The sequence below is a fragment of the Arthrobacter sp. TJ-236 genome, assembly GCF_058269235.1.
Genome location: NZ_JBZCNI010000001.1, coordinates 732,413 through 754,421 on the forward strand (window position 1 = coordinate 732,413; position 22,009 = coordinate 754,421).

Below are 22,009 nucleotides of genomic sequence, written 5' to 3' on the forward strand. Positions count from 1 at the left end.
GTGCTGCAGGTCGCCCTGGCGCAGGTCCGCGTCCACTCCCGGCGGTTCGTCGCCGTCGGCCTCGCCGTGATGCTCGGCGTGGCCTTCCTCTCCGCCACCCTGATGGTCAACGCCACCACACGTGCGAGCCTCGGCGCGAGCATAGGGTCCTCCTACGCGAAGGCGGACCTCGTGGTCACCGGCGAGGGAGGCCAGTACGTGCCGTCCGACGCCGTCGAACGGCTGCGTGCCGTTCCCGGCGTCTCCACCGCTCATCCGTACGACCGCGTCTACACGCAGCTCACCGGCGGGTCCGAGACCTCGATGGCGGTGCTCACGTCCACCGCCCCGTCGGAACTGGAGACGGCCGTCGTCACCGGCGGGTCCTACCCCACCGGCCCCTCCGACGTGGCCCTCGACGAGGACTCGGCGGCCCGGCTGGGCGTCGCGCCCGGTGACACCGTCGCGATCGACGACGGCGGATTCGGCCCGTCCGGCACGTCGACGCCCGACGCGGGGGCCGGCTCCCCCACGGACGCACTGACCGTCACCGGGGTGTTCGAGCCGAACGCCGACCCGTCGCTGTCCGCGTCCGTCCAGGTCCTCGCATCGCCCGCGCTCGTGCAGACGCTCGCCGGAACCGGTAACGGTTCCGTGAACGTGCAGCTGGTGCTCTCGCCGGGCGCGGACATCGCCGCCGTCACGGCCGAGGTCGCCTCGGCGCTGGGGAGTCCGGCCGCCTCGGCCGATGCGTCCGCGCAGGATGCCTCCGGTGACGCCGCGAGCACGGACGGCGCCGACGCGTCCGAGGTGGCACTCTCGGTGCGGACCCCCGCCGAGCAGACCGTCGACGACGTGGCACGGCTCTCCGGCGGCACCGACGTCCTGACCGGGATCCTGCTGGCGTTCGCCGCCGTGGCCGTGATCGTCGCCGGCCTGGTCATCTCCAACACCTTCGCGGTCCTCGTGGCCCAGCGCACCCGCGAACTCGCCCTGCTGCGGTGCATCGGCGCCGACCGGCGCCAGATCCGCACCTCGGTCCTCGTGGAGGCGGCGATCGTGGGGCTCGTGTCCGCCGCCGTGGGCGTTCTGCTCGCGGTGGGCCTCATGACGGGCCTGGTCGCCCTCGCGCGGCAGACCTCGTTCGGCAGCTTCGCGGTGCTCGCCGTCCCGGCCTCCGCCGTCGTCACGGGCATCGCCGTGGGTGTGGGCATGACGCTCCTCGCGGCGCTCGTGCCCGCTCGGGCCGCGACACGGGTGGCGCCGCTGGCGGCCCTCCGTCCCGCGGACCCGGTCGCGGCAGGCAACAGGAGCGGCCGTGTCCGCCTCGTCGCAGGGCTGGCCGCCCTCGTGCTCGGCGGCGGACTGCTCGCGTTCGGCGCGGCCACCGTGTCGATCCTGCCGGCGATGGCCGGCGGCGCGGTCTCCTTCCTCGGCGTCGTGCTGCTGGCACCGTTCTTCGTGCCGGCGAGCGTCGCCTTCGTGGGACGCCTCGCGCGCCCCCTCGGCGTTCCCGGAAACCTCGCGTCCGTCAATGCCGTGCGGAACCCCGCGCGCACCACGGCGTCGTCGGCCGCGCTGATCGTCGGGGTCACGCTGGTGACGATGATGATGGTCGGCGCGCAGACCGCGCGCACCACCTTCGACCGCGAGCTGGCCGAGAACTACGCCGTGGATCTCGAGGTGGCGGGTACGGGTTCGGCGGCAGCCGCGTCCGGGGCACCCGCCACGACGGTCGACGCTCCCACCCTGCTGGCGGTGGACGGCGTCCTGAAGGCCGTGGAACTCACCCCGGTGATGCTCACGAGCGCGGACGACGGCGGGCAGCTCGTGTTCGCCGTGGATCCCGACGAGGTGGCGGGCGTGCTGCGCTCGCAGGGCGTCGAGCTCGTGGACGGCATGGTGCTGGCGCCGCAGACCTGGACCGACGAGGAGGTCACCCTCGAGGGTGCGGACGGACCGGCCACGGTGCCGGTGACGGTGACCGATGCCGCGTTCTTCCGGCCGCTCATCACCGAGGCCACGGCTGCGGATCTCGGCGGGACGCCCGCGGACGCGCTCGGCACCTACCTCGGTGCAGACCCGGCCGCGCCTGCCGGATCCGCCGACGCCGGTGTACTCGACGGTCTCGAGGGCACCACGCTGGCCGCCTACGTGGGCCCCACCTTCTGGCTGCAGCTCGACGACGGCCTGGATGCCGCAGCCGTCGTGGACGTGCAGTCGCGCATCGTCGACGCGACGGGACTCTCGGAGTACCAGGTCACCGGTGCGGCCATCGAGCGCGTGGCCTACAACCAGATCATCGACGTGATGCTGCTGATCGTGGTCGCGCTGCTCGCCGTGGCCGTCCTCATCGCCCTCATAGGGGTGGCCAACACGCTCTCGCTGTCCGTGCTCGAGCGACGCCGCGAGAATTCGCTGCTGCGGGCCCTCGGCCTCACCCGGGGGCAGTTGCGGGGCACGCTGGCCGTGGAGGCGGTGCTCATCTCGGGCGTCGCCGCGCTGCTCGGCTCGGTCCTCGGCGTCCTGTACGGGTGGCTCGGGGCGCAGTCGGCCCTGGGCGGCATCGCGGCGGTCACGCCGTCGGTCCCTCTGGGGCAGGTGGGCGCCGTGCTGGCGGTGGCCGTCGCAGCCGGGCTCCTCGCCTCGGTGCTCCCGGCCCGCAGGGCGGCGCGGCTCTCACCGGTCGCCGGCCTGGCGAGCGACTGACGTTCGACGGGCGTGCACACGACCGCCGAGTCGCCCTGACAAGCGCGGGAATGCGCGCGGCGGGTCAGGATCGGTCGGGCGCCCGGCAGTTATCATGGGCTTCGCAGCTCGAGGCCGGAGAGGACGCCGTGGCGGAGGACGAAGCAGCAGGAACGCCCGGGGGCGCACTCGCGGTCATCGCGTGCGCTTCCGCGCGCGACCGCGCCACGCTCGCGGCTCCTCTGACAGCGGGCGGACTCCGGACCCTGCCCGCGGCGGACACGCCCGCCCTGCTCGAGGACGTCCTTGCTTCCCGGCCGGACGTCCTGATCGTGGATCTGGACCTGGCCCGGGGTTACGCCGCGTCGGCGGCGGGCATGATCGCCGATCACCCCGAGCTCGCAAGCCTGCCCGTGCTGCTGGTGCTCCCCGAGGGCGGCGTGGGGCCCCTCCCGCCCTCCATGGCCCCGTACGTCTCCGACGTCGTCTTCCGACCCGTCAGGGACGCGGAGCTGCTCCACCGCACCCTGGCCGCCATCAGCCGACGACGCCGCCACCGGGCGCAGCGCGACGCAACGGCCGTGCTGCGGGGTTCCATGCGCGACATCTCCGCCGGTATCCGCGCGACCAACGACCCGACGGTGATGACGGAGCAGTTCCTCTCGGGGGTGGGCAGGACGCTCGGAGCACACCACGCAGCGCTCGAGGTGTTCGAGGACGAGCGGGTCGCCGCGCGCGGCAGCGCCTGGACCGCAGCGTCAGGGCACGCAGGGCTCGGCGTCCCCCGGAAGGATCACCGACCGGAGGACCTCGCGCTGGCCCTCGGCCTGTGGGAGCGGTCGATCGTCGCCGCGTTCAGCAGCGCGGACCCGGATGAGACGGAGGCGATCTCCGTCGAAGGCGCGTCGAGCAAGGTGGCGGTACCACCCTGGATCGCGGACTCTCTCGCGGGCTCCGGGGTCTCCGGGGGCGTCAGCGGTGTGGTCCTCGCGCTCGGTGAGGGCGACACGCCGTTCGGCCTCCTCTGGCTGGTCAGCGAGGCGCCCTCGACCCTCGGCTGGTCGGCGGTCGAGGCGTCGCTGACCCAGCACGTGCTCGGCAACCTCGCCCACGGCCTCATCCAGGCGCAGCTCATCTCCCGGCAGCAGCAGGCGGTGCGGAAGCTGCGCGCGCTCAATCAGGCGAAGACCGACTTCGTGGGCAGCGTGAACCACGAGCTGAGGACGCCGCTGGCCTCGATCACCGGGTACCTGGAGATGATCCTCGACGGGCTCGGCGGTGAGCTGCCGGCGGAGGCGCAGACCATGCTACGGGCCGTGGAGCGCAACACGGCCAAGCTGAACCAGTTGATCGAGAACATCTCATCGCTCTCCACGGAGCGGACGGACACGTCGGAGCACGGTCCCGTGGACCTCGCGCACCTCGTGGCGGACATGACGCGCTCCCTCGAGACGGAGGCCGCCGACGCCGGCGTCCGTCTCGCGTGCTCCGTACCGGACCGCGCCGTCGTGGTGGCCGGGAGTCGGGAGGAGCTCGCAGCAGCTCTCGGGATCGTCCTCTCGAACGCCCTGAAGTTCAGCCGGCCCGACGGCGAGATCACCACCGACCTCGCCGTGGAGCCCGCCGGCTCCGGCGTCACGCTGCTCGTCACGGACACCGGGATCGGGATCCCGCCGGACGACCTCCCCCGCCTCTTCGACCCGTTCGAGCGTGCGGCCAACACCCAGCAGGTGCTGCCCGGTGCGGGCGTGGGCCTCGCGGTGGCACGCCGGACCCTCGAGGCGCACCACGGCACCATCTCCATCACCTCCGAACTCGGCGAAGGCACGACCGTCGCCATCACACTGCCCCTGCTCGACCACGCGGCCGTCGGACCGCCCGAAGCCCCTTGGACGGAGACACCATGACGGATGCCTCGCCGCACCCCTCCCTGATCCCGGTCGCCCAGCTGGACCTCGACACCCTGCTGCCGTACCTGGACATACACCTCGTGGGCGCCACCAACGGGGTCCGGCTGTTCGAGGCCGCACGTGGATCCTGGGCCGGGACGCCCCACGAGCAGGACTTCGACCGGCTTGCACACGAGATCGGCGAGGAACGCGCGTTCCTCAAGGGCCTCATCAAAGCCCTCGGCCACCGACCGAGCCTGCTGAAGATGACCCTCGCTCACGGCGCGTCCGTGGTCGCCCGGTTCGATCCGCTCAATCCGGCGCGGCGCAGGACCACGGGAGGGGCGCAGCTCGAGCTCGAGGCCCTGCAGTCGCTCCTCAAGGGCAAGGAGGCACTCTGGTCCACCCTGCTGGCGCTCGTGCCGTCGTCGTCGGTGGGCCCGCAGGACGCCGTGCTGAACCGCACGGCCCTCGTCAGGCTGCTCGATGCGTCCAAGCAGCAGCAGGACACCGTTGCGCGCGTGATGACGGAGACGGCGGGCGCCCGCTTCATGCGCCGCTGAGAGCCCTGTCCAGGCGCGCGGCCGGGGTCAGGCCTCGGCCGGCTCCTCGTACTTCGGGAACACCGGCGTCGGCGCGGGCAGGGGCGTGCCGGGCTCGATCGCGACGCCGAGCGCGCTGAAGAGGCGGCGGGCGTCGTCGGGCCCCGTGCCCTGACCGAGTGCGGAGAGGATCTCGCCGGAGCTGGTCGGCATGACCGGCTGGGCGAGGACCGCGACCACCCGCAGGACCTCGAGCGTGATGTACAGCACCGTGTTCATGCGTTCCGGGTCCGTCTTGCGGAGCACCCAGGGCTGTTGGTCCGCGAAGTAGGCGTTGGTGTCCCCGAGGACCGTCCATACCGCCTCGAGCGCACGGGAGAACTCCTGGCGGTCGTAGGCTGCTCGGCTGAGCTCGAGGAGCGCGTGCGCCTGGTCGAGGATCTGCGTGTCCGCCGCGGCGTACTCCCCCGGCCGCGGGACCGCCCCGTCGCAGTTCTTGGCCACCATGGACAGCGAGCGCTGTGCCAGGTTGCCGAAGTTGTTCGCGAGGTCCGCGTTCATCCGGCCCACCACGGCCTCGTGGCTGTACGAGCCGTCCGCGCCGAAGGGCACCTCGCGCAGGAGGAAGAACCGCACCTGGTCGAGGCCGTACTGGTCCACCCAGTCCGCCGGTGCCACGGTGTTGCCCAGCGACTTCGACATCTTCACGCCACGGTTGTGCAGGAAGCCGTGGATCATGACGCGCTTCGGTACCTCGAGCCCGGCGGACATGAGGAAGGCCGGCCAGTAGATGGCGTGGAACCGGGAGATGTCCTTGCCGATCACGTGCACGTCGGCGGGCCAGAACCGCCGAAAGCGCTCGGACGCAATGTCCGGGTAGCCGACCCCGGTCAGGTAGTTGGTGAGCGCGTCCACCCAGACGTACATCACGTGTTTCGGGTTTCCCGGCACCGGGACACCCCAGTCGAAGGTGGTGCGGCTGATCGAGAGGTCCTCGAGCCCCCGCGTGACGAACGAGATGACCTCGTTGAACCGTGACTGCGGGGCACCGAACTCCGGGTGCGCCTCGTAGAGGTCGAGCAGTTTCTGCTGGTAGGCGGACAGGCGGAAGAAGTAGCTCTCCTCCTCCGTCCAGGTGACCTCGGTGTCGGTCTCCTTCGCGTAGCGCACGCCGTCGTCGCGCACCTCGGTCTCGTCCTCGCCCCAGAACGCCTCGTCCCGCACCGAGTACCAGCCCGCGTACTTGTCGAGGTAGATGTCCCCGTTGGCCTCCATGCGCTTCCAGATCTCGGTCGCGGCGGCGTAGTGGTCCTCGTCGGTGGTGCGGATGAAGCGGTCGTAGGAGGTCCCGACGACGTCGTTCATCTCCTGGAACGCCCGCGCGTTGCGGGTCGCCAGCTCCCGCACGGGGATGCCCTCGCGGTCCGCCGCCTGCTGCATCTTGAGCCCGTGCTCGTCGGTTCCCGTGAGGTACATGACGTCGTACCCGTCGAGGCGCTTGAAGCGCGCCATCGCGTCCACGGCGAGCGTCTCGTAGGCATGCCCGATGTGCGGCTCACCGTTCGGGTAGGAGATGGCGGTGGTGATGTAGAACGACGGCGCTGCGTCGGGGGCGGGAGTCACCCTACGAAATTACCCCGGCGGGCGCGCATTTGCCCAAGCGTCACCCGCCCCCCCTCGACTCCCGCCGGCGTCCGACCAGGCACTAGGTGAGGGTCCGGCGCTGTACACCTGTCCCTCACGCGCGGCGCGCAGGCACGGTCCGTCGTCGAACGGGTACCGGATCTCGTCCATGAGTTGAGCTTGCTCATTGCTGCTCGCGACCGTTGCCTTGGTTCGTGCGCGCAAGAGCGTGATCCCGCACAGGGTCTCCTGGCCGGGAGAGGAGAGAGTGTCACCGGCTAGCTTCACAAGCCCATCGAGGAACTCGTTCACATCAGAGCTCTCTGGCACCATGTCCTGCAACAGCCCTGGAAGAGACAGTTCCCCGAGAACAACTTGATCGCTCATAACACTCCACCTTCCACCCCGGCCACCGATGGTCACCGATGGCCGACCTGAACGATCACGCTACCGGCGCCTGAGGCGAAGCGCGACAGTCAGGCAGACCCACCGACCGATGTACATCACACCGAAGCTGCTCACCACCACCGACACCGCCTGCTTGAGCTTGTCAAGGCAGGCCCTTCTACTGCATCACCGCCGCATCACGTGCGGACTCACCCAGCAACCCAGAGCATCGTGAGCAACAAGCATTGCGAACACGCCCGTGACGAATCAATACTCGGCAGCATGCCTAGCCTTCGGGAACCCTCACTGATCAGTTCCATCACACGGGGGCTAGCGGCAGGCGTTGCCGGAACGGTGGTCATGACCGCCTTCCAACAATTCGTCGAGATGCCTCTCACTGAACGGAAGACCAGCTACGCGCCCGCGGATCTCGCCGAGCACATCCTGCCCGTCCACCCTCAGACGCAACGGGGACGCGACCAGCTGAACTGGTGTACCCACTTCGGCCTCGGCACCATGTGGGGATCAGCGTATGGAATTGCAGCTCACGCCGGCCTTCGTGGTGTCAAAGCCGTCGCGGTCGTGTTCCCAGTGGTCTACACCGGGGATGTACTGCTCAACACCGCCCTGGGAATCTACAAACCCGGCACCTGGACCACACAGGACTGGGCCATGGATACCATCAACAAATATGTGCAGGCCACAGCAACCGGTGTTTTGTACGACCACGTTTTCCGACATTCCAACCGTCAATAAGCCACCAACGCGCTCGAAGCGGCTGTGTAGCAAACGCGTAGGCACACAAACGGTCGGAGCTGACCAATGGCATGGAACGGTGGTGCGGCTCCTGACCACATGTGCACGGCACCAGGTCCGAGGCTTCGCTGCTCGGCCCGCACACACCTGGACAGCAGGAACCAGAGAGCCCGTCCGCACACACCCGATGCGTCACCGAACCGGTAGCTCACCTAGGGCGGGCGGTGGCTATGCACAGCCTCCTCCCAGCGTGGTCGCGCACAGCAGGAGCCGGTCCGGCTTAGGGCTAGTAGGACCAATAGTGGGAATAGAGCCACGAGGGTTGGAGTCGGCCTCGGCTGGTCTTGAATGCATCAGGGGACCGAACCCTGATCCTCGATGGGTCCTGATTTGCGAGACTGCAAAAATCTTTCACTCTCAGGATGAGTGGGCTCCATTCTTACGGCATGACAAGCAACCAGGTATGGGACGTGATCGTTGTCGGCGGCGGATCGGCAGGATTGAGCGGTGCGCTCACTCTCGTACGGGCTCGTCGCCGTGTACTTGTTCTTGATACTGGGCAACCGCGGAATAGGTTCACGCATCACATGCATGCCGTTCTCGGTCGGGATGGCACATCTCCTGCCGTTTTGCTGGCCGATGGGCGCCGCGAGGTCGAGCAATACGGTGGCGTGATCCGTTCCGGTGTCGTTCACAGCATCAGCAGCATTGCAGGGGATTTCCAGATCAGCACCGATAACGGTATGGAGACAGCTCGCCGGGTGCTCGTCGCCACCGGTGGGCGGGACGAGCTTCCTGACGTAGAGGGCCTCGAGCGGTTCTGGGGACGCGGTGTAGCGATGTGCCCTTATTGCGACGCCTATGAGGTGCGTGATCAGGCGATCGGCATCCTCGCTACTGGGCCTGGAAGTGTCTTCCAGGCCCAGCTGCTCAGACAGTGGAGCGAGAAGATCGTCTACCTGACGAACGGACTCGAAGCGCCGATGGACGAGGATCGGAAGGACTTCGAGGCACGCGGCATCGACATCGTTGAAGGTGCTGTCGCGCATGTGAGTGCGGGCAATGATGGAACGCTGTCCGGGGTGAACATGGTCGATGGTCGACACATCAGTGCGGCGGCCATCTTCACCGCACCCCGACTCATTCCCGCCGATCACTTCCTGCAGGTACTGCAGCCGGCGAAGGTCCCCATGCCCGGCGGGGAATTCCTGCAGCTCGACGGCACTGGGCAGACGAGCATCCCGGGGATCTGGGCTGCAGGGAACGTCGCCAACCCTTATGCGAATGTCCCCATCTCGATCGGGGCAGCTGCCGCTGCGGCCGGGGCAATCAACCACAGTCTTGTCCTCGACGACATTGCGGCCGCGCGGCAGACACAGGATGTCCGGGTATGAACACCACGAACGGATCCGAGAGCGAACGCTTCTGGGAAACACACTACGCACGAAGCAACCCACCATCGGGGACTCCTGACCCCAACGACGCTTTCGTCACGATCATCAATGAATTCGCGCCTCACCACGGGCAGAGGCACGCATTGGAGCTGGGCTCCGGACGCGGGGGCGATGCGCTGTGGCTGGCCGGACAAGGGTGGGCCGTAACAGCGACTGACGCATCAGCCACTGCTGCTCGCCGCCTCAATGATCTTGCCCAGCGGACGCTTACCGCTGGTTCCGTGAACGCGGTCCAGGCCGATCTGGCGTCAGTCATACCCGCTGGCGAGTTCGATCTCGTCTTTGGCTGCTATTTCCAGTCACCGGTCAACATTGACCGCAACGCCATCATTGGCCGCGCAGCGCAGCAGATCCGCCGTGGCGGACTGCTCATCATCATCGACCACGCCTCCTCAGCGCCCTGGTCATGGAATCAGGACGCCACATACCCAACCGTGGAGCAGACCCATGCCGGGATAGGCCTGGATCAAGGCTGGCAGTCCCTGACTGTCACCGCCCGGACCCGCACCGCGCTCTCACCCGCTGATGGAGTGACGCAGGCGGCGGTCACGGAAAACATCGTGGTCCTGCGCCGCGAAGCTTGAGTCATGCCTTGTCCGCAATAACAGAGCAGAAAGGCATGTGCTCTGTCGTTACCGGCGACTGCACGGCTTGGGTTCACTTCGAAGTAACGGCCAGGTGGGTGCGTTCTCCCTGTGCACCCATCAGGGTGATGACTTCGGCCGGTTGCTTCGTCGCGCTACCGATCCAGTGCGGGGTCCGTGTATCGAACTGTGCCGCCTCACCGGGCCCGAGCAGGAACTCCTCGGCGCCGAGAAATAGCCTGACCTTTCCGTTGAGCACATACAGCCATTCGTAGCCCTCGTGGGTCTGACGCTTCAGCGTCGATTCCTTGCCTAACGGCGGGTACACGATCTTGTATGCCTGGATACCGCCGGGACGTCGGGCCAGGGGAATAAAGGTCAGGCCGGAGTGCCGCACAGGACGTAGGTGAATCCGCGGATCCCCCGTCAGAGGAGCCGCGACAAGATCATCCAATGGCAAATTGAACGCCCTCGCCAACGGAAGCAACTGCTCCAACGTCGGCCGTAGCTTCCCGGTCTCGAGCCGGGACAAAGTACTCGTCGCAAGCCCTGACTCTTCCGCCAGCGCGACAAGCGTGAACCGGTGCGCTTTCCGCAGCTCTCGCAACCTCGGTCCGACTGCTGACAGTACGTCCATCTCATCGCTGGTCACCACCTCATAATGCGGATCAGCAAATAAATTTGCAAGTACGGATGCTCTCGACTGACGCTGTGACACGGAGGTAAACATGACCACATCGGTTCCACCATCAGCTGTCCGTTCCTACCGCATAAGTAAGATCCAGGCGCTGCTCGTAGCCCTCGCTCTCACATCTGCAGGATGCTCAACTACCAACACATCACCCGAATCCGCTGCCGCGTCGACATCCTCGTCGCAGTCGCAGTCGGCGAACCCGACCGGATCCTCACCGGCAGGTTCTGATTCTGCGACGAAGGACGATGAAGAGTTCAACCGGACCTTCCGTCATGGAACAGCTCAGGTTGAGGATGTGAACATGCACTACGTCACTGGCGGAACAGGGGAACCACTGGTCCTGCTGCACGGGTGGCCGCAGTCCTGGTACGCGTGGCACACGATCATGCCGGCCCTGGCGGAGCACTACACCGTGTATGCCGTCGATCTGCCAGGGCTCGGTGACAGTGAGGGATCGCCCCCGAGCTACGACAAGGCGACCCTCGCGAAGTACGTTCACGGCCTCATCACTGATGAGCTTGGCCTGGAGAAGGTTCACCTGGCAGGGCACGACCTCGGTGCCGGCGTGGGATACCAGTACGCCGCACAGTTCCCCGACGACGTCATGCGATACGCGCACCTGGACTACCCACTCCCCGGCCCCGCCCTCAGCGCACAGGACTTCCGGTCCTTCAGTTGGCACTTGTCCTTCCACAACCAGAAAGAGATTCCGGAAGCTGTCGTCGGCAACGACGTGCGCGACTACATCGAACTCTTCACCGGATACGTGGCTTACGGCGGAGAGAGCTTCGGCGGCACGGGCGCACCGTCGCCCTTCACCGATCAACAGTTGGACGAGTTCGCCCGGGCCTACACCACGCCCGAAGCGCTCACCGGCGGCTTCGAGTTGTACAGGACGCTGGAACAGGACGAACGCGACAACACAGCCTCGACCCCGATCAACATGCCCACGATGCTCCTCACAGCCGAAGGGGTCCTGCCCTCAACTCGTGCAACTGTTGAGCCGCTCATGACGCAACTCGTCCGAGCCGTCGAAGTACCCAAATCCGGTCACTGGCTCCCCGACGAGAACCCGGACTTCGTCACAGAGGAACTGCTGACCTTCTTCGGAGCATCAAGCACCCAAAACGACACCCAGCAGTAAAAGCACTCTGCAGTACAAGCGCCTTGATGATCGCCGCGCTCTGCAGGGTCACTCGTAGATGAAGCCTGAACTGGTGACGTCACGAAACGCAGAGCCGCACAACCCGGTTCGTCAGCGCATCAGATTCCATACGCATTCACGTCACTCCGTGGCCCACGTCCCGCCGGATGCCCGGGCCACGGAGCACCCTTCATATCAGCAGATCTCCCCTCACATGGAAACCACCCGTCAGGAGCGGGCTCCCCAACGACCGGACACACATCTCGTCGGGCATCGTCCCCTGCTTGACCCCTCTCTCAAGGCACTTCCCCCTGCTCGTCCCCCATGGCAGCAGGGAAGCACGCAACCTGTCGTACTGCGTGCACCCAACCTGCTTCAGCACTTCAGCGAACGGAACACACACTGTGAGCACCACCGCACGCCCTCACATCGACGACGTCACACTCCCGCGCCGCTGGATTGCACTAGCTGTGATCTCCATGGCGTCCTTGATGGTCGTTCTGGACGCCTCCGTCGTGAACATTGCTCTTCCGCAGGCGCAGGAGGACCTCAACCTGACAACGGCTAACCGGCACTGGGTGATCACCGCCTACACCCTCACCTTCGGCGGTCTGTTGCTCCTCGGTGGGCGCGTCGCGGACTTCGTCGGACATAAACGCGTGTTCCTCGGGGCCCTCATCGGATTCACTCTCGCGTCAGCACTCGGCGGGCTCGCCGCAACCGACCTCATGTTGTTCGCCGCCCGCGCACTACAGGGTCTCTTCGCCGCAGCCCTCGCCCCCGCAGCCCTATCGCTGATCGCGACAACCTTCACCAACCCGCGAGAACTGGCCAAAGCATTCGGCGTCTACGGAGCGATCCAGGGAGCTGGTGGCGCCATCGGCCTCATCCTCGGCGGTCTCCTCACCGAGTACCTGGGCTGGAGATGGTGCCTGTTCATCAACATCCCCATCGCTGTGATCACGCTCCTCGCCGCCATCCCAACGCTGCGAGAAAGCAAAGCAACAGGCACGCGTACCTATGACATCCCCGGCGCCGTGCTGGTCACCCTCGGAGCCAGTGCACTCGTCCTGGGCTTCACCTCCGCTGCCGAAGACCAGGAATGGGCCGCCCCACAGACGCTGATTCCCATCGTTCTCTCACTCGCTCTCTTCGTAGCCTTCGTGGTCGTCGAACGACGAGTCACCGCCCCACTGCTCCCCCTACGACTCCTCCTCGACCGCGATCGTGGGGGCGCGTTCGCCCTGTCCTCCCTCGTCGGAGCAGGGATGTTCGGGCTGCTTCTTTTCCTCGCCTACTACTTACAGACAACGCTCGGCATGACGCCCCTGCAGACCGGACTGGCTTTCCTACCCTTCAGCGCCGGCATCATCATCAGCGCCATGGTCTCCTCGACGCTGCTTCCCCGAGTCGGAGCCAAACCTCTGCTCGTAGGCGGAGCAATCATCGCCACCATCGGCACCATCCTCCTCACCCTCATCAACGAAGAGTCCACCTGGCTCTCAGGCGTCCTCCCCGGGGAGATCGTCACCGGCCTCGGCCTCGGTCTCGTCTTCGTTCCACTCAACGCTGTCGCCCTCAACCGAGTTCACTCCGACGACGTAGGTATCACCAGCGCCATCGTCAACACGACCCAGCAGCTAGGCGGCGCCCTAGGCACGGCATTGCTCAGCACAGTCTTCGCAATGACCATCGCTACAGTCACAACTAGTACAGACGTCTTGTCCGGCTACCGTGCCGTCTTCATCGGCGCGGCAGTCCTCTTCGGTTCAGGCGCCCTCATCGCAGCCCTTCTCATGCGAAGCGCACCAAGAACAGGAACACCGTCAAGAACCAGCACAACATCCCAAACGTAGAAGGGACGTCACGACAGCTTGTCCGACTCCAACCACGACCCGTACCAGGCGTCTAGAAGAACCAAACCTTCCCAAGACACCTGCAGAGGTCCGTCGTCGGGCGACCACTCCGCCGTGATTCCAACGCTCTCGTTGTCCTGGAAACTTGTCTCGTCGTGTTTCGTTTCGGAAGTCCTCACCTTTGCGTCTACCCGACTCGGCCGTTTCCTCCTGACGTCCTCACCTCGATGAATAGGCTCCGCGACCGCGAGATCCTCAAGCGATTCTTGGATGGTGAGGGTGCGGTTGAGGACCGCTTCTGCTGCGTCGCGCAGACTCGTCTTGTGTGCGCGGGCGTGCGCACGAAGGTGCTCGAAGGCTTCGTTCGTGTCGACGCTAGAGACGTGACAAGCGCAGCAGGATGCGCAGCTCACGCGGGCAGCTTTTGCCCCTGCTGACGCTCACCCTGATTGCGGACGAGGAGTCCTACGGCTATCAGCTCATCGAACGTCTGGCGGATCTCGGTCTCGAGGTGACGACCGGGCTGATGTACCCGCTGCTGAGCAGGCTTGAACGGGATGGTCTGGTCAGTACCCGGATGGTTCCGTCGACGAGCGGACCACCTCGGAAATACTTCGCCCTGACGCCGGCCGGCCATCCGGCAACGGAATCCGTGAAGCACCAGTGGCAGGTCGTTCTTGCCGCCGTTCACGCCGCTACCGAGAAGGACCACACATCTCATGTCTGACACCACGTCCGGAACGACGAGAACGCGACCCCGTTCGATCAGTGACCGGCTGCAGGCCGAGGCATACCTGACTCGACTCGACTGGCACCTGGAAGCAGTCATGCCGGGCAAGGAACGCAGATCAACGGTCAAAGAGCTCCGACAGAGCTTGGCCAGCGATTCCCGGGACATGACCACCAGCCTTCGCGACCTAGGCTCGCCGAAAGCACTCGCTGACCAGTACGGCGCCGATGCGCGCCGCAGACCCCTGTGGTCCATCGGCGTCATCTCCGCGGGCGCGGCCCTGCTCGTCTACTGGACGGTGTTCCTGTCTTATGTGTTCGGGATGCTCGCCGCGGTAGAGTCCACCGGCTCCGCCGAAGCAGACGCCACGTTCTTCACCATCAAGGTCACTGCATTCTCCAGCGACGAAGCCTTCGGCATCGGCTGGACCAGCGACTGGGCCTGGCTTATCGTCCCCACGGTCATCGCTGCTCTCGCCTTCCTCCTCGGGGCCAGAGTCTGGCGCCGGGTGACATCTCCAGAGGGCCTGACGAGCTAGTCGCCGGCTGTGCTCGGCCGGTGAGCCGACGTGGTCAGCACAATGTGCGCTGAGTAGCTGGCGGGCTTTCGGGGGCCCTCGAGAGCAGGGTTACTTGGTGAGCGCTGTAGGTTCCAGAAGCCGGAAGGCTTCGTCGAGAAGTACCCTCGTAGTCGTCGCGCACCCACTGTGCACGAGCTCCGCTGAGGAGATAATCAGGCAGGTCAGGGCACACTTGGTGACCGCGCGGGCGTGAAACTCACGCTTGGCTTCGCTGCCCGTCAGGACGTCAGCGATCAGCGGAACCAACACATTCATCCAGGCGACATGCTTCTCCGTGTTCCGAGCCCGCAGAGATGGGGTGCTGATCATCACCCGCATCGTCGTCAATGCCCGGTCGGGTTCGGCCTCGAATGCTTCCACAGCCACCTCGAAACCTGCCCGCAGAGCGTCCCAGACCCGCATCGATTCCATGCTTTGAGCAACACGCTGACGAACAGGTTCGCCGTAGAGCATCGGGTCCCCCAGGACGACGTCCTCCTTCGAGGCGAAGTACCGGAAGAAGCTCCGGGGCGATATGCCGACCGCTGCGGCGATCTGATCGACGGTCGTCTCCTCGAAGCCCTGCTCGTCGAACATCGCCAGGCGAGGAGCGGCCTCAAGGTCTGCAGCCGTTCGCCGATACCTGGATGGACTCCCGGGATGCCCGGTTCGGTCAGGAGCCCTCGTCCGGTTCCACCCGGCGGACGGCGTCGAGCCCCACGACGGCGTGTACGCCCCAGGTCTGGTTCGCGATCTGCGTGACCCGGAGGTCGACGACGGAGCTCGCGAGGGCGAGCGCGGTCTTCCGTTCCAGGCCGTGGAGCTGCTGGAGCCAGGTGAGCATCGCGCCCAAGGCGTCCGACGTCGCCCGGTTGAGGTCGGCATCGAAACCGAAGGTGATCCTGGCGGTCGGGGTGATGGCGTGGATGCCCGGCACCGGGGTGTCGCGGACGACATCGACCGTCAGCGTGGTCGTCATACCGCACTCGATCGCGGTCCCGCCCACTTCGCCGTCGCCCTGGGCCGCATGGCCGTCCCCGAGATGCAGCAGGGCGCCGGGCACCGTGACGGGCAGGAACAGCGTGGAGCCCGCGGTGAGTTCGCGGCAGTCGATGTTGCCGCCGCCCTCGGCGCGCGGCGGCGTCGTCGAGTGCTCGCCCGGCTCGGCCGGCGGCAGGCCGATCACACCGAGGAACGGTGCCAGATCCACCACGTGACCGTACTGGTCCGTACCGGTCCCCGCATGGCTGTCCAGATCCCAGAGCAGCCAGGCGGGCTCCTCCCCCTCGAGGCCGAGGCTGCGCGCGAAGGCGTCGGCGCGCCGCCCGGCGGCCGTCCAGCCCCACGTCGCGGGCTCGAACCTCTCGAGGCGGAGTGCCAGCACGTCCCCCGGGACCGTCCCCGAGACCTCGACGGGACCCGTCAGGGCGTGCCCGCGGCGGTCCGGGAAGCGGTAGGGCGTGGCGGCACCGGGCGAGGCCTGCCGCTCGAGGTGGCCCCAGGCGTCGAGGGAGTCCACCACGAGGCGGTCACCCGGCGCGATGCTCAGGACGGCCGGGGTGTCGCGGGAGAACACCTCGGTCGCGGTGCGCGGCTCGGCGGGTAAGTGGTGCGTGGTCATCGGTGTCCTTCCGCGGCGTCCGTCGTCGGTTCCGTCCCTCAGTCCTGGAGGTCCACCTCGCGAGCCACCGTGGCGCCGATCTCCGCGCGGATGGCGTCCAGGACGTCCTGCGGCACCGAGCTGTCCACGGTGAGGAGGGAGAGCGCCTGGCCACCCTCCTTGTTACGGGCCACCTGCATGCCTGCGATGTTGATGCCGCGCTCGCCGAGGAGGCGGCCGAGGGCGCCGATCACGCCGGGGCGGTCGGTGTAGAGCAGCACGAGCAGGTGGTCGCTGATGGGGATCTCGAGTTCGTAGCCGTTGACGCCCACGAGCTTCTCCACCTGCTTGGGGCCCGTGAGCGTGCCGGCCACAGAGATCTGCGAGCCGTCGGACAGTGCGCCGCGCAGCCGCAGCACGTTCCGGTACTCCTCGGACTCCGGCGTGGTGATGAGCCGCGAGGTGATGCCGCGCTGCTCGGCGAGGACGGGCGCGTTGACGTAGGAGACCTGCTCGGAGACGACGTCCGTGAAGACACCCTTGAGCGCCGCGAGTTCGAGCGCCTTGACGTCGAGGGCGGCGATCTCCCCCGCCACCTCGATGTCGATCTGCGTCAGCGAGGCGTGCGTCAGGGCCGTGAAGATCCGGCCGAGCTTCTCCATGAGCGGGATGCCGGGGCGGACGGCGGGATCGATCACGCCGCCGGCGACGTTGACGGCGTCCGGTACGAGCTCACCCGCGAGGGCCAGCCGGACCGACCTCGCCACGGAGATGCCCGCCTTCTCCTGGGCTTCCTCGGTCGACGCGCCGAGGTGGGGGGTGACCACCACGCTCTCGTGCGCGAAGAAGGGCAGGTCGGTGCTGGGCTCGGACACGAAGACGTCCACCCCGGCGCCAGCGATCTCACCTCGCTCGAGCGCGGTGTGCAGGGCCGCCTCGTCGACGAGCCCGCCGCGGGCCACGTTGACCACGTAGGCGGTGTCCTTCATGAGAGCGAAGGCCTCCGCTCCGAGCATGCCGACGGTCTCGGGAGTCTTCGGCATGTGGATGGTGACGAAGTCCGACTCGCGGAGCAGCTCGTCGAGCGTCACCAGCCGGACGTTCAGCTGCGCGGCGCGGGCGGAGGTGACGTAGGGGTCGTAGGCGAGGATCTGGGTGCCGAAGCCCTGCAGGCGCGCCGCGACGAGGGCGCCGATGCGGCCGAGCCCGATGATGCCGATGTTCTTCTCGTACAGCTCCGTGCCGGAGTACTTCGAGCGCTTCCACTCGCCGGCCTTGAGCGCCGCGCTGGCCTGCGGGATGTTCCGGGCGAGGCTCAGGATGTGACCGACGGTCAGTTCTGCGGCCGAGATGATGTTCGAGGTCGGCGCGTTGACCACCATGACGCCCGCCTGGGTGGCGGCCTTGATGTCGACGTTGTCGAGACCCACACCGGCGCGCGCGATGACCTTGAGCTTCGGCGCGGCGCGGATCGCCTCCTCGTCCATCTGCGTCGCCGAGCGCACCAGCACGGCGTCGACGTCGGCCAGGGCGGCGAGGAGCTGCGAGCGGTCGGCGCCGTCGGTCGAGCGGATCTCGAAGTCGGGACCGAGGGCCTCCACGGTGGCGGGTGAGAGTTCCTCGGCGAGCAGGACGACGGGCTTGGTGGTCACGGGTGAGGTTCCTTCAGCTGATGGGGGCCCGGATCAGGGCCGACGGGGGTGGGTGCCGGACACGCCACCGGCAGGACACCGATTCACTCGTCGAGCGATGATCGTGTGTCCTGCCGGGAGGCGGAGGGTCGAACGAGCGGGCAGGCCTAGCGGGCTACCGAGCCCTCGGTGTAGTCGTCGTTCGTCGTGATCCAGGAGAAGAGCTTGCGGAGCTCGCGGCCCGTGCTCTCGATCGGGTGGTCCTCGCCCTTCTTCCGCAGCTCGGCGAACTCGGGGCCCCCGGCGTCCTGGTCGTCGATGAAACGCTGCGCGAAGGCACCGCTCTGGATGTCCGCGAGCACGGCCTTCATGTTCTCCTTCACCTCGGGCGTGATGACGCGCGGGCCGGAGACGTAGTCGCCGTACTCGGCGGTGTCGGAGACGCTCCAGCGCTGCTTGGCGATGCCGCCCTCCACCATGAGGTCCACGATGAGCTTGAGCTCGTGCAGCACCTCGAAGTAGGCGACCTCGGGCTTGTACCCGGCCTCCGTGAGGGTCTCGAAGCCGTACTGGATGAGCTGCGAGGCGCCACCGCACAGCACGGCCTGCTCGCCGAAGAGATCGGTCTCGGTCTCCTCGGTGAACGTGGTCTCGATGACGCCGGCACGCGTTCCGCCGATCGCCTTCGCGTAGGACAACGCGAGGTCGCGGGCATTCCCGGAGGCGTCCTGCTCGACGGCGATGAGGTCGGGTACGCCGCGACCCGCCTCGAACTCGCGGCGCACGATGTGGCCCGGTCCCTTGGGCGCCACGAGGGCGACGTCGACGTCGGCCGGAGGCTGGATGTAGCCGAAGCGGATGTTGAAGCCGTGGCCGAAGAACAGTGCGTCTCCCGCCTGCAGGTTCGGCGCGATGTCGTCCTTGTACACGTGGCGCTGCACCTGGTCCGGTGTGAGCACCATGATGAGGTCGGCTTCCGCGGTGGCGTCGGCCACGGACAGCACCCGCAGGCCCTCGGCCTCGGCCTTGGCGCGCGACGCCGATCCCTCCTTCAGGCCGACGCGCACGTCCACCCCGGAGTCACGGAGGCTCAGCGCGTGGGCGTGGCCCTGGCTGCCGTACCCGATGACGGCCACGGTGCGGCCCTGGATGATCGAAAGGTCGGCGTCGTCGTCGTAGAACATCTCGGTCACGGGTGGTTCTCCTTGGAGTTGGTTGAGCGGTGGTGGGCTTGGGGGTGGTGCTGCGGGTCGGGATGCGCGCGGCGTCGTGCCGCCGTCGTCGACGGCGGCTGCACGCGCCCCGGGGTGGGAATCAGGCGCTTCGCAGGGCGCGATCGCTCATGGACTTCGCACCGCGGCCGATCGCGAGCGTCCCGGACTGCACGATCTCGCGCACCCCGAACGGCTCGAGGACGGACAGGAGCGCCGAGAGCTTCTCGGGGGTGCCGGTGGCCTCGATGATCAGGGAGTCCGTGGCGACGTCCACCACGGCCGCGCGGAACAGGTCCGCCGCCTGGGTGACCTGCAGCCGGGTCGCGGCGTCGGCCCTGACCTTGATCAGGATGTGGTCGCGCTGCACGGACTGGTCGCTGGTCAGCTCGACGATCTTGATGACGTTGATGAGCTTGTTGAGCTGCTTCGTCACCTGCTCGAGGAGATCTCCCTCGGCCTCGACCACCACGGTGATCCGGGACATGCCGGCGACCTCCGTGGGTCCCACGGCGAGCGAGTTGATGTTGAACGCGCGCCGCGCGAACAAACTGGCCACGCGGGTCAGGACGCCGGGGACGTCCTCCACGAGTACGGAGAGGGTGTGGCGTGCCATGCTCAGTCCTCCTGTTCCCAGGTCGGGGTCATGTTCCGGGCGATCTGGATGAGGTCGTTGCTCACGCCCGAGGGCACCATGGGCCAGACCATCGAGTCGCGGCTCACCACGAAGTCGACGACGACCGGGCGGTCGTTGATCGCGAGTGCCTGCTGGATCGTGGCGTCGATGTCCTCATCACGCTCGCAGCGCAGGCCCACGCACCCGTAGGCGTCGGCGAGCTTCACGAAGTCGGGAACCCTCACGGTGTCGTGCCCGGTGTTGAGGTCGGTGTTCGAGTAGCGGCCCTCGTAGAAGAGGGTCTGCCACTGCCGCACCATCCCGAGCGAGGAGTTGTTGATGATCGCCACCTTGATCGGGATGTTGTTGATGACGCAGGTGGCGAGCTCCTGGTTGGTCATCTGGAAACAGCCGTCACCGTCGATGGCCCACACCACGCGGTCCGGGTTACCCACCTTCGCGCCCATCGCGGCGGGCACCGAGTAGCCCATGGTGCCGAGACCGCCGGAGTTCAGCCACGCGTGCGGGCGCTCGTACTGGATGAACTGCGCGGCCCACATCTGGTGCTGGCCCACGCCGGAGACGAACACGCCCTCCGGTCCGGTGAGCTCGCCGATGCGCTTGATGACCTGCTGCGGCGCCGAGAGGCCGTCGTCGGGCTGCGTGAAGCCGACCGGGTAGGTCTCGCGGAGGTGGTTGATGGTCTTCCACCAGGCGGAGATGTCGGGGCGCTGGTCGGCGAAGGCCTCGCGGACCGCGGAGGTCAGTTCGGGGATGATCTCCTTCACCGAGCCGACGATCGGCACGTCGGCCGTGCGGTTCTTGGAGATCTCTGCCGGGTCGATGTCCGCGTGGATGACCTTCGCGTGCGGGGCGAAGCTGGAGAGCACACCGGTCACGCGGTCGTCGAACCTCGCGCCGAGGGTGATGAGCAGATCCGACTGCTGCAGGGCCGTGACGGCCGAGACCGAGCCGTGCATGCCGGGCATGCCTACGTGCTGCTCGTGGGAGTCGGGGAAGACGCCCCGGGCCATGAGCGTGGTGACCACGGGCGCTCCGACGAGCTCGGCGAGCTCCTTCAGTTCCACCGACGCGTGGCCCTTGACCACGCCGCCCCCGACGTAGAACACGGGGCGCTCGGCTGCCGCGATCAGGCGGGCGGCCTCGCGCACCTGCTTGGAGTGGCCGCGCAGAACGGGCCGGTAGCCGGGGATGTCCACCTTGGGCGGCCAGGAGAAGCTCATGCCGGCCTGCTGGGCGTCCTTGGAGATGTCGACCAGCACCGGCCCCGGGCGGCCGGTGGTCGCGATGTGGAAGGCCTCGGCGAGGACGCGCGGGATGTCCTGTGCGTTGGTCACGAGATAGGAGTGCTTCGTGATGGGCATCGTGATCCCCACGATGTCCGCCTCCTGGAAGGCATCCGAGCCGATGAACGCGCTGGAGACCTGGCCGGTGATGGCCACCATGGGCACCGAGTCCATGTGTGCGTCGGCGATCGCCGTCACGAGGTTCGTGGCGCCGGGGCCAGAGGTCACGATGCAGACGCCGGGGCGGCCGGTCACCATGGCGTACCCCTGTGCCGCATGGCCCGCGCCCTGTTCGTGCCGGACGAGCACGTGGCGCAGCTTCGTGGATGCCATCAGGGGGTCGTACGTCGGGAGGATCGCTCCGCCCGGGAGACCGAAGACGTCGTCGACCCCGAGCTCCTCGAGCGACCTGACGATCGCCGCGGAACCGAGCATCTCGATGGGGCGGATCACGGTGTTCGGTCCCCGGACGGCGCTCACCGGAAGGACGGGTACGGCGTCCCGGGTGGGCGCTGCGGGCGGAGCCGGCCGTGCTGCCAGCAGCGCGGGGCTGATGGGCGATCCCTTGGACATGTCTGGACTTCCTTCGGAACGTTCGCTGCACGGGTGCAGCGGGTGACTTCGTACGGCTACCGCGCGTCTCTCATTGACAGGTCGTATCAATAAAAAAACCCCTCAGCCGGTGAGGCTCTGCGAGGGGTTGCGCGTGACTGGAGTCGTCGGTGTGACGGGCTTCAGGCCACGCGCTGTGTAAGGACG

At 67.2% G+C, this 22,009-nt stretch carries 18 protein-coding genes; 10 read left to right on the plus strand and 8 right to left on the minus strand.

All coding sequences use genetic code 11. The annotated features are described in order from the left end of the window. From AC4D16_RS03425 to AC4D16_RS03435, 3 genes are all read left to right on the plus strand, one after another. Positions 1–2,688 carry an FtsX-like permease family protein gene (locus AC4D16_RS03425; RefSeq protein WP_490953954.1) on the plus strand — a complete coding sequence of 896 codons (2,688 nt, stop codon included), beginning with the start codon at positions 1–3 and terminating at the stop codon, positions 2,686–2,688. A 128-nt stretch (positions 2,689–2,816) separates the two neighbouring features. Then, a complete protein-coding gene (locus AC4D16_RS03430; protein ID WP_490953955.1) occupies positions 2,817–4,574 on the plus strand; it encodes a sensor histidine kinase in 1,758 nt (585 codons plus the stop codon). Continuing rightward, on the plus strand, positions 4,571–5,119 hold the full coding sequence (locus tag AC4D16_RS03435; protein WP_490953956.1) for a hypothetical protein: 549 nt from the start codon (positions 4,571–4,573) through the stop codon (positions 5,117–5,119). Before AC4D16_RS03430 ends, AC4D16_RS03435 begins: the two co-directional genes overlap by 4 nt. 27 nt (positions 5,120–5,146) lie before the next feature. On the opposite strand, the gene metG is transcribed toward AC4D16_RS03435, so the two are convergent. After that, positions 5,147–6,721, minus strand: a complete 1,575-nt coding sequence (gene metG / locus AC4D16_RS03440) for a methionine--tRNA ligase (protein WP_490953957.1) — start codon at positions 6,719–6,721, stop codon at positions 5,147–5,149. Between the two features lie 618 nt (positions 6,722–7,339). Between metG and AC4D16_RS03445 the strand changes: the two genes are divergently transcribed. From AC4D16_RS03445 to AC4D16_RS03455, 3 genes are all read left to right on the plus strand, one after another. Further along, the gene (locus AC4D16_RS03445) at positions 7,340–7,864 is read left to right on the plus strand and encodes a hypothetical protein (RefSeq protein WP_490953958.1); all 525 of its coding nucleotides are present in this window, start codon (positions 7,340–7,342) and stop codon (positions 7,862–7,864) included. 446 nt (positions 7,865–8,310) lie between these two features. Beyond that, the gene (locus tag AC4D16_RS03450; RefSeq protein ID WP_490953959.1) at positions 8,311–9,258 is read left to right on the plus strand and encodes an NAD(P)/FAD-dependent oxidoreductase; all 948 of its coding nucleotides are present in this window, start codon (positions 8,311–8,313) and stop codon (positions 9,256–9,258) included. Beyond that, the gene (locus tag AC4D16_RS03455) at positions 9,255–9,902 is read left to right on the plus strand and encodes a class I SAM-dependent methyltransferase (protein ID WP_490953960.1); all 648 of its coding nucleotides are present in this window, start codon (positions 9,255–9,257) and stop codon (positions 9,900–9,902) included. The genes AC4D16_RS03450 and AC4D16_RS03455 overlap by 4 nt, the downstream gene beginning before the upstream one ends. Before the next feature lie 73 nt (positions 9,903–9,975). On the opposite strand, the gene AC4D16_RS03460 is transcribed toward AC4D16_RS03455, so the two are convergent. After that, positions 9,976–10,554, minus strand: coding sequence for a helix-turn-helix domain-containing protein (locus AC4D16_RS03460; RefSeq protein WP_490948933.1), 579 nt, complete (start codon positions 10,552–10,554; stop codon positions 9,976–9,978). Positions 10,555–10,897: 343 nt separating this feature from the next. On the opposite strand from AC4D16_RS03460, the gene AC4D16_RS03465 reads away from it, so the two are divergent. From AC4D16_RS03465 to AC4D16_RS03480, 4 genes are all read left to right on the plus strand, one after another. Next, positions 10,898–11,740: an alpha/beta fold hydrolase gene (locus AC4D16_RS03465; RefSeq protein WP_490953961.1), complete on the plus strand. Its 843-nt coding sequence runs from the start codon at positions 10,898–10,900 to the stop codon at positions 11,738–11,740. Positions 11,741–12,144: 404 nt separating this feature from the next. Next, positions 12,145–13,596 (plus strand): MFS transporter, encoded by a 1,452-nt coding sequence (locus tag AC4D16_RS03470; protein WP_490953962.1) that lies wholly within the window; start codon positions 12,145–12,147, stop codon positions 13,594–13,596. A 400-nt stretch (positions 13,597–13,996) separates the two neighbouring features. Continuing rightward, a complete protein-coding gene (locus AC4D16_RS03475) occupies positions 13,997–14,323 on the plus strand; it encodes a PadR family transcriptional regulator (RefSeq protein WP_490953963.1) in 327 nt (108 codons plus the stop codon). After that, entirely contained in the window at positions 14,316–14,864 is a 549-nt protein-coding gene (locus tag AC4D16_RS03480) for a hypothetical protein (RefSeq protein WP_490953964.1), read from the plus strand. Before AC4D16_RS03475 ends, AC4D16_RS03480 begins: the two co-directional genes overlap by 8 nt. Positions 14,865–14,954: 90 nt before the next feature. Here the strand turns inward: AC4D16_RS03480 and AC4D16_RS03485 are convergent, their stop codons facing one another. The 6 genes from AC4D16_RS03485 to AC4D16_RS03510 form a co-directional block, all read right to left on the minus strand. Continuing rightward, complete coding sequence (locus tag AC4D16_RS03485; RefSeq protein ID WP_490953965.1) at positions 14,955–15,482, minus strand: TetR/AcrR family transcriptional regulator; 528 nt, start codon at positions 15,480–15,482, stop codon at positions 14,955–14,957. A gap of 76 nt (positions 15,483–15,558) precedes the next feature. Beyond that, positions 15,559–16,506, minus strand: a complete 948-nt coding sequence (locus tag AC4D16_RS03490) for an acetamidase/formamidase family protein (RefSeq protein ID WP_490953966.1) — start codon at positions 16,504–16,506, stop codon at positions 15,559–15,561. 38 nt (positions 16,507–16,544) lie between these two features. Next, positions 16,545–18,137, minus strand: coding sequence for a phosphoglycerate dehydrogenase (gene serA / locus AC4D16_RS03495; protein ID WP_490953967.1), 1,593 nt, complete (start codon positions 18,135–18,137; stop codon positions 16,545–16,547). Between the two features lie 146 nt (positions 18,138–18,283). After that, positions 18,284–19,309 carry a ketol-acid reductoisomerase gene (ilvC, locus tag AC4D16_RS03500; RefSeq protein WP_490948925.1) on the minus strand — a complete coding sequence of 342 codons (1,026 nt, stop codon included), beginning with the start codon at positions 19,307–19,309 and terminating at the stop codon, positions 18,284–18,286. A gap of 121 nt (positions 19,310–19,430) precedes the next feature. Further along, the gene (ilvN, locus tag AC4D16_RS03505) at positions 19,431–19,943 is read right to left on the minus strand and encodes an acetolactate synthase small subunit (protein ID WP_490948924.1); all 513 of its coding nucleotides are present in this window, start codon (positions 19,941–19,943) and stop codon (positions 19,431–19,433) included. Positions 19,944–19,945: 2 nt separating this feature from the next. Further along, a complete protein-coding gene (locus AC4D16_RS03510) occupies positions 19,946–21,823 on the minus strand; it encodes an acetolactate synthase large subunit (protein WP_490953968.1) in 1,878 nt (625 codons plus the stop codon). Positions 21,824–22,009 lie beyond the last annotated feature (186 nt).